This window comes from Exiguobacterium sp. s146, from assembly GCF_018618415.1.
Taxonomy (GTDB): Bacteria; Bacillota; Bacilli; order Exiguobacteriales; family Exiguobacteriaceae; genus Exiguobacterium.
Genome location: NZ_JACSMA010000001.1, coordinates 494,932 through 510,489, shown reverse-complemented (window position 1 = coordinate 510,489; position 15,558 = coordinate 494,932). Strand labels below are relative to the sequence as shown.

The window sequence follows — 15,558 nt, the reverse complement described above, 5'->3', positions numbered from 1 at the left end:
CATATAAAAAAACCAGAGGTCTTTTGACCTCTGGTGAACTACTTAACGTTGTTTCACGACGACCGAGCTGTATGCTGGTACATCGACCGTGCCCGAGACGCGTTTGATCGCCTTCGTGCCCGCTTGTTTCCCATCGACGATGAGGTTCCATTGCCCGCTCGGCAATTTCACTTTGACCGCCTTGCCGTTGGCGTTGTGCGTGACAAACAAGTCTTTCTTTTGGCCCGGCGCTTTGTCATCGATTGAATAGCTGATGACGTTCGCTTCGGCTTTATAGAATTTCAAGTTTTTCTTAACGTCCGCTGCTTTTGTCATGCGAAGACCTGGGTTGTCTTTACGCATTTCAATCAAGCCCTTCATGTACTGGACGTCCGCCTTGCGGTCAGCGGCCCGTTTCCAGTCCATTTGGTTGATGCGGTCCGGCGATTTGTACGAGTTGTGGTCGCCTTCTTTCGTCCGCATGAACTCTTGACCGGCATGGATGAACGTTGTCCCTTGGCTCGTCAAGAGAATGCTTGACGCGAGACGGTGCATTTTCGTACGTGTCGCTTCCGACGTTTTCGCGTTCGTGAGTTCGAGCTTGTCCCAGAGCGTGTGGTTGTCGTGCGCCTCGACGTACGTGATTGCTTGTGTCGGTTCTTTCGTGAAGCCTTTGATGTCGGCGCTGTAATCGATTTCGCCGACGATGCCTGTCTTGATGCGGTTCTCAAGGCCGGCTTTTCCGTTGATGAAGCCGTTGTCCGTGTCGATGAAGACACTGCCTTTCAGCCCGTCGCGGATGTTGTCGTTGAAGTGCGCGACGCCTGGCATCTTGTAGGCGTTCTTTTGGTTCGCTTTTTTCGCCGGGTCGAGCGGGGTGCTGAGGTCCCATCCTTCGCCGAAGACGAGAATCGATGAATCGACCTTGTTCAACGCCGAACGGACTTGGTTCATCGTCTTGACGTCATGGATGCCCATGAGGTCGAAACGGAACCCATCCCAATGGTACTCTTGTGCCCAATAGACGACCGAGTCGACGATGAGCTTCTGCATCATCTTGCGTTCCGACGCGGTGTCGTTGCCGACGCCCGTTCCGTTCGCGAAGTCGCCGCCCTCTGTGTAACGGTAGTAGTAACCTGGAACGATCTTATGCAAGTTCGAAGCCTGTGCATCGAACATGTGGTTGTAGACGACGTCCATGACGGCACGCAAGTTGTTGTCATGCAGCCCTTGAATCATTTGTTTCATCTCACGAATCCGGACTTTCGCGTCATATGGATTCGTCGAATACGAGCCTTCCGGCGCATTATAGTTTTTCGGGTCATAGCCCCAGTTGTACGAAGCATCCGGTTTCGTCTCATCGACCGAGGCCGTGTTATAGTCGTACACCGGAATGAACTGGACGTGCGTGACACCGAGGTCTTTCATATGGTCGAGACCTGTCTTCGTGGCCGTCTTCTTGCCGTTGACGAGAAGGCGTGTGCCTGGCTCGACGACACCGAGATATTTGCCTTTATGTTTGATGCCTGAGTCGTACTTGTCTGACGTGACGTCGAAAATCGACAAGTCGCGGACGTGCGTCTCATAGATGATGGCATCTGTCCGTTTCGCCAATTTTGGCTTCATCGCGTTCCAACGTTTCGGTTTCGTCTCGTTCAAGTCGACGACGACCCCTTGGTCCCCGTTCACACCGACCGCCGTCGCGTACGGATCGACCGCGCGGACGCTGCCTGATGCGTGCTTGACGTTGTACGTGTAGCCGATGCCGTCCAAGTCGCCGCGGACGTCCGCGACCCATGTGCCGCGCTCGCCACGTTTCATCGAAATCGTCTTCTTTAAATCTTTATCTGAAGCTGGACGTGTTTTCGGCATGTTCCATAGTTCGAGTTTCACGTCTTGTGCCGTCGGGGCCCAGAGGACGAATTGTGATTTTGAGTGCTTGTACGTCACACCGAGCTTGCCGTCATAGGCGTACTTCGCATCGAACTCCGGTGACCGGAGCACGTCGCCCGCTTGGAGCACTTTGTCTCCGAACGTCGGGTGCTTCGCCGTGATGACCGCCGCCAAGTCGATGTCGGCCTTGAAGCGGACCGTGACCGACTTGTCGCCTGACTTCTCGAGAGATTCGACCGTTGCGCCTTCGACCGTCAATTCGCTCAAGAACTTGTCATCGATGACGCGGTTGAGCTTGAGTTCCGCTTGGCGGAACGTGTCCGCCTCGAATGAGATGATTTTCGGTGAGCGATCGATTTCAGGTTCTGAGTAGTAAATCGTCGAATCTCCTTCGACGAGCCAAATCTCTTTCGCCGTGCTGAGTGCGAACCGGTCTGGCCCATCTTTTTCGGCCCATTCGCCTTTTTTCGTGACGAGTCCGATGAGCTTCTTCGCGTCCGGGTTGGCGAACTTCACGTTCGCGACACCGCCGAATGCGTCCGTTTCATCAAAGTTCATGCTTTGACCGTCGCCACCGTCTGGCCATGTCCAAAGACCCCAGTCCGTGTATGTATTGTCGTAACGGAAGTAATGAACTTTCATATCCACGTCCGTTGCTGCCGTCTCCCCGTCCGGGTTCGACGTATAGATCTTCGAGTCCCCTGACTTGATCCACACTTCGGCAACGCCGTCTTTAATCATATCGCTCGTGATGAAGCGGTCGTTCTCCGACCCTTTATCTTTCTCCCAATTGTCCGTACGGACGATGAGACCGAGCTTTTCTGGTGCGTCGACCGGGAATTCGTAGGCCGCCACCTTTCCGAAGTCGTCTTCGCCATTGAAGGCGAACGGTTTGTTCGGGAAATAATCTGGGTTATTCGCCCAAAGCCATAAGTTCCAATCCATTTGATTGTCCGGTGCCTCTTGATAGTGGACGACGACGAGTGTCGACTTGTCTTTCTCGAGAGCGGACGATGACATCGGAAACATTGAGAACACTAGTGCAAACGTTAGCGCAACTGCCCATGCCTGTTTCCATCGTTTGTTGACCATGTGGGTCCCTCCTTGTAGCATAATTTCAGGAAAACGCTTACACAAAAATTGTAAACGTTTCCTTTTCGAAATACAATCTTTTTCTAAACAATAGGGAAGTACTCCTATCTCGAGAGTGACTTTGGAAGGCGATGACAAAACGGCACAAAAAAGGCGACCTGATGATGCAGGCCGCCGCATATTAATTCCCATATTTCTTGAACAACTGATAGTTCTTGTTCCCGCCTGACAAGTTGTAGACGTCAGTGAACCCGAGGTTACGGAGCACGTTTTGCGCTGCGTTCCCCGTCACCCCACCGTTGCAGTACACGACGGTCGGCTTGTCTTTGTCCATGTCCTTGGCGGCTTCGCGCAAATCACCGAGCGGCACGTTGACCGCACAGTCGACGCACGCTTTCTCGAACTGCGAGGCTTTACGCGTATCGATGATTTGCATATCCTCACCTGCATCAATCCGTTTCTGCAGCTCGCCCGGCGTGATGAGACGCGCCGATTTGTTCATACTGTTCGCGAGTGCCATTCCTGTGTACATGACCGGATCTTTCGTCGTCGAGAACGGCGGGGCGTACGCGAGGTCGAGATGGAACAAGTCATCGACTTTCGCCTTGAAAGTGATGGCCGTGACGAACACGTCGATGCGCTTGTCGACACCTTCAAAGCCGACGATTTGAACGCCGAGCAGTTGGCGTGTCGCCCGGTCCCCGATCGCTTTAATCGTCATGTCCTTCCCGCCCATATAGGCCGGTTTGTCCGGTTTCGTATTATGGAGCACTTCGACGTCATAGCCAAGTTCACGAGCTTCCCGTTCTGACAGACCGGTCTGCGCGACAGCGAGACCGAACACTTTGAAAATGCCCGTCCCGAGGATGCCACGGTGTTCAAGGTCGCCTCCTGTGATTAAATCACCGAGGGCACGACCCATCTTGTTTGCCGTCGACCCGAGCGGACGCCAAATCGGCTTGCCTGTGACGAGCGAGAAGCTTTCGGCGACATCGCCAGCCGCATAGACGTTCTTCACGTTCGTCTCCATGCGCTCGTTGATGGCGATCGCGCCCGTCTCCCCGATTGTGACACCAATCGACTTCGCCAGTTCCGTGTTCGGACGGACACCGACGGAGAGAATGACGAGGTCCGTTTCGACCGTCTTGCCGCTCTCCGTGACGACACGTTCGACGTGACCATCACCGACCAGTTCCGTCACCGTCTCACCGAGCATGAGTTCAATGCCGTTCTTCACGAGGTGATCCTCGACGCGGCAGGCCATGTCCTTATCGAGCGGCGGCATCACTTGCGGGATGCGTTCGATGACCGTGACATCGACGCCGCGCAGCTTGAGCTGCTCGGCCATCTCGAGACCGATGAAACCGGCACCGATAATCGTCGCGTGTTTCGGATTCGTCGCATCGACAAAGTTGCGTGTCGCTTCGGCGTTCTGGATGTTGCGAATCGGGAACACGTTATCCGAATCGACACCCGGAATCGGCGGGATGATGCTCGAGGCACCTGTCGCGAGCACCAACAAGTCGTAGCTGTCGGTAAACGATTCACCCGTCTCGAGGTTCTCGACCGTGACCGTTTGCGCGTCGGCATCGATGGCCGTCACGTTATGGCGCGTCATGACGTCGAGATTGTACCGTTTCTTGAAGAACGCCGCATCGCGAGGCGTCAAATCGTCACGCGACTCGACTTCACCGCCGACATAGTATGGGATGCCACACCCTGAGTACGAGATATCATAATCCCGGTCGTAGATGGTGATTCGAGCGTCTTCGTTGTTCCGACGTGCCTTCGCCGCGACCGATGTACCGGCGGCGACCGAACCGATGATGACCAATTTCATTATAAACACTCCTTAGTAAAGTAGTAGGCTGATGTAAAGTCCAAGCAATGTGATCGCGAGCGTCGGAATCGTCAGAATGATGCCGACTTTGAAGTACTGACCCCAACCGATGCGCAAACCTTTTGAGCGAAGCACGTGGAGCCATAGCAATGTCGCCAGTGAACCAATCGGCGTGATTTTCGGACCGAGGTCGGACCCGATGACGTTCGCATAGATGAGTGCTTCCCGAATCTGGCCGGTCGTAGTCGTCAAATCGATGGCGAGCGCATCAATCATGACGGTCGGCATGTTGTTCATGACCGACGACAAGATGGCAGCCAAGAAGCCCATCCCGAACGTGGCGCTGAAGGTATTCACAGCAAACCAATCGATGAAGTTGGCGAGCACTTGCGTCAGTCCGGCGTTCTGCAACCCGTAGACGACGATATACATCCCGAGCGAGAAGAAAACGATGGCCCAAGGCGCCCCGCGGAGCACGGACCGAGTTGGTACGGCCGGTGAACGGTTCGCCATAATCAGAAAGAATATCGCGATGACGCCAGCCACAAGCGAGACCGGAATGCCGACGATGTCGCTCGTGAAGTAGCCGATGACGAGAAGAGCGAGCACGACCCACGACAAACGGAACATCGTATGGTCTTTGATGACCGAGGCCGGTTCGACGAGTTTCGATAAGTCATATTGCTTCGGGATGTCCTTCTTAAAATACAAGTAAAGGACGAGCAAACTTCCGCTGACGGCGAAGACGTTGACGAACACCATCCGCGCCGCATACTCGGCGAAACCGATGCCGAAGAAGTCGGCCGAGACGATGTTGACGAGGTTCGAGATAACGAACGGCAGACTCGCCGTATCGGCGATGAACCCTGACGCCATGACGTACGCCAACACGACCGCGTCCGGCAACTTGAGCGCCCGCACCATCGCGAGGACAATCGGCGTCAAGATGAGTGCGGCCCCGTCATTGGCGAACAAGGCTGCGACGAGCGCACCGAGCAACGTGATATAGACGAACAGCTTCACACCGCCGCCTTTGGCGATGCGGGCCATATGTAAGGCTGCCCATTCAAAGAAGCCAATCTCGTCCAAGATGAGCGAGATGACGATGAGCGCAACGAATGTGAACGTCGCGTTCCAAATGATGCCCCACACAGTACCGACGTCATCCAAATTGACGACTCCGGTGATGAGGGCAAGCGCCGCCATCCCCATCGCCGAGTAACCGATGCCGAGGCCTTTCGGTTGCTTGATGATGAGGAAAAGCGTCACTAAAAAGATGATACTAGCAATCCACTGCACAATGAGTTCCTCCAATAATTCTCTATTTGATTAACCGTTTTACCTAATCCTAAGAAGAGCGAAGTGGATGTCCACTTCGTGACGTTCAATATCTTTCCTCCTCAAATCGCACAGTCCGTCTCACAATCACAACTCGCATCGACCGTCTCGATGTTGTCGAGCAGATCGACGACGATCTTATAGAACGGGCTCGTCTCGTTCAGCCGATAGTGAATCCATTGCTTGTCGCGGCGTTCCAACAATAGCCCCGCTTGACGCATCATCTTCAAATGTCGGCTAATCGCCGGTTGCGAGATGTCGAAACAGTCGACAAAACTGCAGGCACACTGCTCCCCGCCCTGCATCTGCTTCAGCATCGTCAAACGGGTCGGATCGGCGAGCACTTTGAGCACTTTACTTAAATCATCTACAGTATGCATCGTCATTCTCCTTCCTTATCTGTATAACAAATCCGTTATATAACCTTTACGTTATGAAAATACCATAGTTTTTCATAACGAGCAATTGTCTTCTCAGAAAAAATCCGCTATGATGAATGACGTTGTGAAAACATGTATTGGTTGAATACTTTCTCTCATATAATGCGGCATTTGATCTTCGTGAGACTCGGAGATCAAAGTCAAAAAATATATAGAGAGGTGTGTTCTTTTGGAAAAATTGAATACGATTAAACAAGATTGGCTCGGCAACGTCCGGGCTGACGTCCTAGCCGGCTTCGTCGTCGCGCTCGCCCTCATCCCTGAGGCGATTGCCTTCTCCTTAATCGCTGGAGTCGATCCGATGGTAGGGTTATATGCGTCGTTCATCATCGCAATGGTCATCTCGATTGCCGGTGGGCGTCCGGCCATGATTTCGGCTGCGACCGGTGCGATGGCGCTCGTCATCGTCTCGCTCGTCGCCGATTACGGGTTGCAGTATTTACTCGCGGCCGGGATTCTCGCTGGAATCATTCAAATTGCGCTCGGCTATTTCGGCATCGCCCGCTTGATGAAGTTCATCCCGCGCGCCGTCATGGTCGGCTTCGTCAATGCCTTGGCGATTTTAATCTTCCAGGCGCAATTGACGAACTTTGAAGGTGAAAGCTGGATTATCTGGGCGCTCGTCATTGGATCGCTCGCCATCATCTTCTTGTTCCCACGCATCAACAAAGTCATCCCGGCACCGCTCGTCGCCATCGTCGCCATGACGATTCTGGCGATCACGCTCGGGCTCGAGACGAAAAACATTAGCGACATGGGTACGATTTCAGCAACGCTCCCGGAATTTTTATTCCCGAACGTCCCGTTGACGTTTGAGACGTTGATGATCATCCTTCCCTACTCGATCTCCCTCGCCTTCGTCGGATTGATCGAATCGCTGTTGACGGCACAAATCGTCGATGATATGACCGGAACCGATTCGAACAAGAATCGGGAATCAAAAGGACAAGGTATCGCCAACATCATCGCCGGTCTCTTCGGCGGGATGCCAGGATGTGCGATGATCGGCCAATCGGTCATCAACGTCTCGTCCGGTGCCCGTGGGCGCCTGTCGACGTTCGTCGCCGGACTCGCGTTGTTCATCATGATCATGACGATGAGTGATGTATTGATGCTCATCCCGGTCGGCGCCCTCGTCGGCGTCATGTTCTTCGTCTCGTATGCGACGTTCGATTGGAGCTCGCTCAAAGCGATGCGGACCGCTCAAAAATCGGATACGCTCGTCATGCTCATGACGGTGCTCGTCACGGTCGTCACGCACGACTTGTCGCTCGGTGTGTTCGCCGGGATTTTGACGGCAGCCATCCTCTTCGCCGCGAAAATCTCGAAAATTGAACTCGACCGTAGCGTGAACGCCGACCGTGCCCGTTACATCGTGAACGGGCAGCTCTTCTTCGCCTCGACATCCGAGTTCGTCAACCAGTTCGATGTGACCGAAGATGCCGATGACGGGGTCAAACATGTCACCATCGACTTCTCGAACACGCACCTATGGGACGACTCGGCCATCGGTGCCATCGATAAAGTCGTCTTCAAGTACCGTGAGGCCGGGATCGAGCTGGAACTGTTGAACTTGAACAAAGATTCAGAGAAACTGCTTAATACGCTCGCGCTGCACGTGAAGCAACAAGATGCGAACGCCAGCCATTGATTCGATTTTTTTCAGGAGTGAACATTCGCGTTCGCTCCCTTTTTTCTATCCATGGCTCTACCATTTCGCATATACTAAAAGTAGATTGTGTGAAAGAGGAGGACGTTTTAATGGGAAAGGTATTTTTAGCGGCAGACGGATCTGCCCACTCGAAGCGAGCACTTGAGAAAGCGATTCAGCTCGCCATCGCATCAGACGCCTCGATTGACATCGTCCATGTCGTCAGCGCCAAGGAATCGAAAGAAGCCGCACTCAACTCGACCGGTAACATCGATCTTGAAACGAAGCGCCAACAGATGTTGCAACCGCTCTTCGATCAAGTCGTCGCAGCTGGGCTCGAGTATGAATACATCGAACTTCGTGGGGAGCCGGACGTCGAGCTCGTCAAATATGCGAACCATCAGCCGTACGAGTACGTCGTCGTCGGTTCACGCGGACTGAACACGTTCCAAGAGTTCGTGCTTGGCAGCGTCAGCCATAAGCTGGCCAAGCGAGCCCTGGCCCCGGTCATCATCGTCAAATGATTGTCACCCTTTCTTTGCAGAGAAAGGGCTTTTTTCTATTGTATACAGGAAATAGGTCCTATATGTGGAATGGAATAGTGAACTCATTTACAAAGGAGGAACATAATTGGACATTACTAATGACTCAAATTTATTGCTCATCCTCTTGCCATTGCTCGTGCTGCAACTCATCTTGCTCGTCGTCGCCTTGATTGATTTGCTCAAACGGCAAGAAACGAACGGACCGAAATGGGTATGGCTCCTCGTCATCCTGTTCATCAACATTCTCGGCCCGATCGTGTACTTCCTATGGGGACGGACGAAACGATGAACGTCACCCAACTGACGAAACGATTCGGCACGTTCACCGCGCTCGACGACGTCAGCTTCTCACTCCGCCCCGGCTGTACCTCGCTCCTCGGTGAGAACGGGGCCGGCAAGACGACACTGCTCAATATGATTGCCCGCGTGACGACACCGACGTCCGGACAAATCGTCGGGCATGACGCCATCCGTATCGGCTATCTGCCACAGCGACCGGCGCTCTATCCATCGCTCACACCGGTCGAGACGATTCGCTATGCGGCCGAGTTGACCGGCGTCACGAATGTCGACCCGGTCCATTTGTTGAAACGGGTCGGACTCGAGCCCGTCGATCGACCGGCGGCACACTTGTCCGGCGGTATGCGACAACGGCTCGGCATCGCCCAGGCGCTCGTCCATGACCCGGAACTGCTGTTGCTCGATGAGCCGGTATCCGCGCTCGACCCGCGCGGCCGCCGGGAAGTGCTCGACCTGTTGAGCGACTTGAAACGGGAGCGGATGATTCTGTATTCGACGCACGTGCTCCCGGACGCCGAGGAAGCGAGCGATTGGGTGCTCCTGCTCCGGCAAGGTCGCCTGCTCATGGAAGGGACCGTGACCGATTTGCTCGGCTCGAAGTCCTCGATTCAAGTCCGTCTGTTCAATGACGTCGTGACGGAAGACGAGTGGCGGACACTCCCAGGCGTCAGTCACGTCACCCGTTCCGGGACGACGTGGGAACTCGAGACAGACGCGAAAGACGTGACGGAACGGGCGCTGCTGCAACTGCTCCTCGAACGCGGTTTAAGGCTCCAATCGCTCCATGTTGGGCATCCGTCGCTCGAATCCCTGTTCTTGGAGGTGAACGCCTGATGAAACTGGCCATCTTCAAGCAAGAGTGGAAAGAGTCATGGCGCAACAAGCGACTCATCTGGGTCCCGATCGCGTTAATGCTGCTCGCGGCGATGCAGCCGCTCACGCTCTATTTCCTCCCGGACATCTTGGCCTCGGGCGGCAACTTGCCGGACGGTGCGGTCATCGAGATTCCGACCCCATCACCAGAAGAAGTGCTCATGTCAGCGAGCGAACAGTTGCGACAAATCGGCTTGCTCGTCGTGCTCTTATCGGCGATGCATACGTTCAGCCATGAACGGTCGCTCGGCACGCTCGCCTGGCTCAAGTCGCTCAAAATCCCGGCCACGCGCATCGTCCTCAGCAAATGGGGCCATTATTCATTGCTCGCCGTCGTCGCAATCGGACTGGCCCAATTGAGCGCCGCCTACTACACGATTGTCCTGTTCGATTCGTTCGACGTCACCGATTTCTTGGTCGCGACCGGGCTGCTCATGCTTCATTTTGTCGTCCAGCTGTCCATCTTCTTCTTGTTCGCGGCGTTGCTCGAGAGCGGTCTCATCGCCCTCGTCATCACGCTCGCACTCCATTTCATCATGTCGCTCCTCATCGGCTGGCTCGAGTGGGACTGGATGCCATGGCGGCTCGGCTCGTTATCGGCTGAGGTGCTCATGGGCGAGAGTTTACTCGTTTGGCCGATTGTCAGCAGTGGCTTATTGATTGGAGTTACGCTGTTCATCGCCTCGAAACGGTTGTTGTTCATAAGCCGTTCGTCCTGATGTCACAACTTTTCAAAATAGTCCTTTAGCCGCCGAGTCATGGCGGCTTTTCTCATGTATACTTAATTTACAAAATAATACCAATTTTGCAAAACGATTGCGGAGGAACAACTATGAAGTGGAGTCATGTAATGGCCGGATTGGCCGTCAGTATGAGCATCATCCTCAGTACCGACCACGTCCATGCCGCGGCCGGGTTTCAAACGACGGCAACGGGAACGGTCTATACGACAAAAGACGGTACGGTGCTGACCGGCTGGCAGGTGATTGACGGCAAGACGTACTATTTCGCAACAGATGGGACGATGGCCGTCGGATGGCAAGCTATCGATGGCGCTACATATTATTTTGAAACGGACGGAGTGCTCGTCACCGGGCGCTATGAGATTGACGGGGCGACCTACTTGTTCGCCGACGACGGGAAGCAGTTGAAAGGCTGGCAGCAGCTCACGGACGGGCTTTACTACTTCAAATCGAACGGCGTCATGGCGACCGGCTTTTTGACCGTGGACGGGAAACGCTACTTGTTCTCTCTTGAAGGGAAACGGTTGAACGGTTGGCAGACGGTCAACGGCGTGAAGCATTACGTCTTCGACAACGGGACGATCCGCACCGGCATGTACACGATCAACGGCAAGAAGTACTTGCTCTTGAAAGATGGCCGCGTCGCGACCGGGTGGCAACAAGTCGGCACGCGCCACTACTATTTCGGGACAACCGGTGTACGCCAGCACGGCTTGAAAAAGATTGGCACGACCGTCTATGGCTTCCATGAGACGTATGGCTATCGGTTGGCCGGCGTCCAAAAAGTCGCCGCCCGCTATTACTATTTCGGGACGGACGGAAAACGTCGCTACGGTCTGCAGACGATTGAAGGTAAGGTATACGGGTTCCATCCCGTCTACGGTTATCGCCTGCAAGGAAAACATAAGGTCGGGAGCCATTATTACTACTTTCACTCGACCGGCGTCCGCGAGACCGGTTGGAAGTATACGACGCAATACGAGTATTACGCGCCAACTTTGACGAAGAAGACGGATTGGCAAGTCATCAACAGTAAATGGTATTTCTTCGATTCATCGGGTGTCATGTATAAGAACAAACGGATCGGCAACGCCGCGTTTGACGCACGCGGTGTCTATAGCAACCCGCTGTCCTCGTATAAGATGAGTGTGCCGCTCTATCGTCAATTCCAGATGGGCTACCCGTCCGGCTGCGAGTTCTTCTCGCTCAAGATGGCGCTCGAGAAAAAAGGACGCGTCGTCAGCGCCGAGACGTTGTACCGGGAGATGCCAAAAAGCATGTGGAACGCCCGCTATGAGAACCGGCTCTATCGCTGGGTCGACCCGAACGTCATGTTCACAGGCGACCCGAAAGGCAAGCTCAGCAAATATCGCAACTACGGCATCTATCCGAAAGGCATGATCAACTTCTCGAGCAAGTACCGGCCTGTGAAAGACTTATCCGGCCAAGGATTAGCTTCCATCGAGCGCGAGCTGTCACTCGGCAATCCGGTCATCGTCTGGGCGAGCGTCGACTTCAAACAGCCGTACGGTCACTTCAATTGGTATACCGCTTCGAACCAAAAGTTCACCGGTTTCGTCAATTACCACGTCATGCTCGCGACGGGTTATGACAAGAACAACCTCTACATCAACGACCCGTACCGCGGTCGCCTCGTCATCCCGAAAAGCCAAGTCAGCTCGGTCATGGGCGCGACGGGATGGAAAGCACTTGCCGTACGATAAGCATCCAGCCATCAGAGAAATCTGGTGGCATTTTAGGTACAACGAATCAAATATAGAAATAAAATTTCCTATTTTAGTTACTTTATATTGAATTAAAAATACAAAATGGTACACTTTCCAGTAAGTAGTAAAGCGCTTACATTCATGAAGGAGGAACAGTTATGAAGAAATGGATTGGCGGCCTCGCCGCCCTCACGCTCGTCACGTCATCTGTCATGTTGCTCGATGCCGATGCCAAGTCAGAGCCGAAGAAACCGAAAGTCGAGCTCGGGGTCGACCGGTTGATGGACAACCCTGACATATTGGCTGGTAAACGCGTCGGTCTGATCACAAACCCGACCGGAATCGATGCCAACATGACGAGCATCGTCGACTTGTTCCATAACTCGGATGATTTCGAATTGACGGCACTGTATGGACCGGAACACGGTGTCCGCGGTGATGCGCAAGCCGGATCGACAATCAGCTCTTATATTGACGAAGTGACCGGACTCCCTGTCTATAGTCTGTACGGGGCGACGAAAAAACCGACGGCTGAAATGCTCAAAGACGTCGATGTTCTCGTCTTCGACATTCAAGATGTCGGTACGCGCTTCTATACGTACATCTATACGATGGCGTATGCAATGGAAGCCGCAGCCGAGAATGATATTCCGTTCGTCGTCCTCGACCGGCCGAACCCGCAAGGTGGCCTCCGTGTCGAAGGACCCGTGCTCGACCCGGCCTATTCGAGCTTCATCGGCCTCTATCCGATCCCGCTCAAGCACGGCATGACCGTCGGTGAGCTCGCCCGCTTGTTCAACACGGAATATCAGATTCAAGCCGACCTCGAAGTCGTCAAGATGAAGGGCTGGAAGCGTTCGATGCTGTACGAAGATACCGGACTCCCGTTCGTCATGCCGTCACCGAACATGCCGACGACGGACACGGTCAACGTCTATCCGGCGACTGGACTATTTGAAGGGACGAACCTGTCGGAAGGACGTGGCACGACGAAGCCGTTCCAATTGATTGGCGCCCCGTATGTGAAGGCGCATGACTACGCCAAAACGTTGAACGACCTCGAACTACCAGGTGTCACGTTCCGCGCCGCCTCGTTCACACCGACGTTCTCGAAGAACGCAGGCAAACTGTCGCACGGCGTCGAAGTATACGTTACGGAGCCGACGAAGTTCGAAGCGGTCAAGACCGGCATCGCTATGGTCAAGACGGCACACGACCTGTATCCGGACGACTTCGAGTTCCTCGCCAACGACTTCATCACGAAGCTGACCGGGAACGCCTACGTGAAAGATATGATTCTCTCCGGCGAATCGCTTGAGGCAATCATGACGAAAGTCGATGCCGAGCGCGATGCGTTCTTGCCGATTCGGAAAGAGTATTTGTTGTATAAATAAGGACCAGACAGGCTCCACGGAGTCTGTCTCTTTTTGTAATGAAATGGTAATACCCATTATCGCCCTATTCAATATATTATATGGTTATATTATCGAAAAAGGAGCTTCCCATTTTGAAAAAATCTGCCTCAGTCTTGCTCGCTGCCGCCCTCGCGACCGCGTTCACATTTACTCCGCCGACCACTCCGCTCACCGTCAACCCGACCACGGTCGAAGCCTCCTATCGTGAGACGTCCGTCAACACAAAAGGTTCCGTTACGGGCATCAGTCAAATCAACGTCCGCAAAACACCGTCAGGCTCAGCGTCAAGTCTAGGTAAAATTGTTCGGGACGGCACGATGATGGTCCGGACGTCATTCACGACGAATGGCACCCGTTGGTACAAAATCCAATGGGGTACAGGCTATGGGTATGTCCCGGCCACGTATGTCAAGCTATCGACAGCCGAAGTCGCGTTCACGAAGACGACGTTCGTCGCCCCATCAAGCGTCTACTTGAAGTCACGCCCGCTCACGACCTCGTCGAATGTCGTGTTCTTGCGCCAAGGGATGAAGCTCGAGACGATCTCGTATCGGTATACGGGCACGACACGTTGGTATAAAGTGAACATCGGCACGAAGACCGGGTATATTTTGGCAAAACATATCACGTTCAAAGCGCCGGCGAGCGGTGTCTTGGCCGAGACGAACGAAGAGCGTCAGACAGCAGGTCTATCGGCACTCGCAGTGTCGAGCGAAGCCAACCGCGTCGCCCAAGTCCGGGCCGACGAGATGGCACGGACGGGGCAATTCTCGCATCAGCTCCGTGAGAACGGGAGCCCAGGTGACACACTCGACGCTTACAACGTCAGCTATCGCGGTTGGGGTGAGAACATCTATATGGGGTCGAGCGATCCGGCACAAGCCGTGAACGCCTGGATGAACTCGAGCGGGCACCGCGCCAACATCTTGAACGGGAACTTCACCCACCTCGGTGTCGGTACCGCCAAGAATGCGCAAGGCTCGACGATTCACGTCCAAGTCTTTTTGACCAAATGAAAATGGGGAGGTCGCATCGATTGCGACTTCCCCATTTTGTTAGCGTCGTTCGTCTTTCAGGCTTTCGAGGTTTTGTTGGGCTTGGCCGGTCTTCTCTTTGGCCGTCCCTTTCACTTGATCTTTCTGGCCTTCACGTTTGAGCGATTGATTGTCCGTTGCTTTGCCGACCGCTTCTTTCGCTTTGCCTGCCGCTTTATCGATCAAACCATCAACTTTTTTGTTAAGTCCGTCTTTCATGTGAATCTCCTCCTCGTTGTACATGCTGTCTAATTGATGTACCACTGTGAGGAAAACTCAAACATAGTGTTCTTTGACGAGTACCCGGAAACGCGGTCGGACGGTCAATTCAATCGTCGTCACCGTGCGGTCCCGGTCCTCGTTCATGACGATCAACAGCTCGCCGTGATCGCGCCGATCCTCGAGCACCTCGACTTTCCCGACCGTTCGCAACAGCTGATAGTACAGCAACTCGCCCGACGCGTCTTTGACGTTCACCTCGAACTCGTGATAACTCGGAGAGATTTTGAAATAAAACGACTCCGTCCCGTTCGAGAAACGGAACACCGACTCGTCGTAATAAAACGGAAGTGTCGTATCCATCCGCTTCGGTTCAACCGTACAAAACAACGCCCACGCCATCTCGTCCGGAAACTTCTCGCTCGACTCTTCTTTATTGAACTGCCACCCTTTCATCGCGATCCCTCAC

General features: G+C 54.0%; 14 protein-coding genes. 8 read left to right on the top strand and 6 right to left on the bottom strand.

Annotated elements, in window-relative coordinates; translation table 11 throughout:
* Positions 1-42 precede the first annotated feature (42 nt).
* From pulA to KNP83_RS02655, 4 genes are all read right to left on the bottom strand, one after another.
* The gene (pulA, locus tag KNP83_RS02670) at positions 43-2,964 is read right to left on the bottom strand and encodes a type I pullulanase (RefSeq protein WP_214760300.1); all 2,922 of its coding nucleotides are present in this window, start codon (positions 2,962-2,964) and stop codon (positions 43-45) included.
* A gap of 181 nt (positions 2,965-3,145) precedes the next feature.
* Complete coding sequence (locus tag KNP83_RS02665; protein WP_214760298.1) at positions 3,146-4,804, bottom strand: FAD-dependent oxidoreductase; 1,659 nt, start codon at positions 4,802-4,804, stop codon at positions 3,146-3,148.
* Between the two features lie 12 nt (positions 4,805-4,816).
* Complete coding sequence (locus tag KNP83_RS02660; protein ID WP_214760296.1) at positions 4,817-6,103, bottom strand: arsenic transporter; 1,287 nt, start codon at positions 6,101-6,103, stop codon at positions 4,817-4,819.
* 101 nt (positions 6,104-6,204) lie between these two features.
* Complete coding sequence (locus KNP83_RS02655; protein ID WP_214760294.1) at positions 6,205-6,522, bottom strand: ArsR/SmtB family transcription factor; 318 nt, start codon at positions 6,520-6,522, stop codon at positions 6,205-6,207.
* A 229-nt stretch (positions 6,523-6,751) separates the two neighbouring features.
* Here KNP83_RS02655 and KNP83_RS02650 point away from each other — a divergent pair, with 229 nt between their 5' ends.
* The 8 genes from KNP83_RS02650 to KNP83_RS02615 all read left to right on the top strand — a co-directional run bounded on the left by KNP83_RS02650 (position 6,752) and on the right by KNP83_RS02615 (position 14,852).
* A complete protein-coding gene (locus KNP83_RS02650; RefSeq protein ID WP_214760292.1) occupies positions 6,752-8,233 on the top strand; it encodes a SulP family inorganic anion transporter in 1,482 nt (493 codons plus the stop codon).
* A gap of 110 nt (positions 8,234-8,343) precedes the next feature.
* Positions 8,344-8,757, top strand: coding sequence for a universal stress protein (locus tag KNP83_RS02645; RefSeq protein ID WP_214760291.1), 414 nt, complete (start codon positions 8,344-8,346; stop codon positions 8,755-8,757).
* Between the two features lie 106 nt (positions 8,758-8,863).
* Positions 8,864-9,067, top strand: a complete 204-nt coding sequence (locus tag KNP83_RS02640; protein WP_021066453.1) for a PLD nuclease N-terminal domain-containing protein — start codon at positions 8,864-8,866, stop codon at positions 9,065-9,067.
* Positions 9,064-9,912 carry an ABC transporter ATP-binding protein gene (locus tag KNP83_RS02635; protein ID WP_131471867.1) on the top strand — a complete coding sequence of 283 codons (849 nt, stop codon included), beginning with the start codon at positions 9,064-9,066 and terminating at the stop codon, positions 9,910-9,912. Before KNP83_RS02640 ends, KNP83_RS02635 begins: the two co-directional genes overlap by 4 nt.
* A complete protein-coding gene (locus tag KNP83_RS02630; protein WP_214760288.1) occupies positions 9,912-10,670 on the top strand; it encodes an ABC transporter permease in 759 nt (252 codons plus the stop codon). The genes KNP83_RS02635 and KNP83_RS02630 overlap by 1 nt, the downstream gene beginning before the upstream one ends.
* Positions 10,671-10,783: 113 nt before the next feature.
* Complete coding sequence (locus tag KNP83_RS02625) at positions 10,784-12,418, top strand: C39 family peptidase (protein WP_214760286.1); 1,635 nt, start codon at positions 10,784-10,786, stop codon at positions 12,416-12,418.
* A 215-nt stretch (positions 12,419-12,633) separates the two neighbouring features.
* Positions 12,634-13,815: an exo-beta-N-acetylmuramidase NamZ family protein gene (locus KNP83_RS02620; RefSeq protein ID WP_251139224.1), complete on the top strand. Its 1,182-nt coding sequence runs from the start codon at positions 12,634-12,636 to the stop codon at positions 13,813-13,815.
* Positions 13,816-13,928: 113 nt separating this feature from the next.
* Positions 13,929-14,852: a CAP domain-containing protein gene (locus tag KNP83_RS02615; protein WP_214760282.1), complete on the top strand. Its 924-nt coding sequence runs from the start codon at positions 13,929-13,931 to the stop codon at positions 14,850-14,852.
* Positions 14,853-14,891: 39 nt separating this feature from the next.
* Here the strand turns inward: KNP83_RS02615 and KNP83_RS02610 are convergent, their stop codons facing one another.
* Both KNP83_RS02610 and KNP83_RS02605 read right to left on the bottom strand, forming a co-directional pair.
* Positions 14,892-15,089 (bottom strand): CsbD family protein, encoded by a 198-nt coding sequence (locus tag KNP83_RS02610; RefSeq protein ID WP_021066447.1) that lies wholly within the window; start codon positions 15,087-15,089, stop codon positions 14,892-14,894.
* A gap of 57 nt (positions 15,090-15,146) precedes the next feature.
* On the bottom strand, positions 15,147-15,545 hold the full coding sequence (locus KNP83_RS02605) for a hypothetical protein (protein ID WP_214760280.1): 399 nt from the start codon (positions 15,543-15,545) through the stop codon (positions 15,147-15,149).
* Positions 15,546-15,558: the final 13 nt, after the last annotated feature.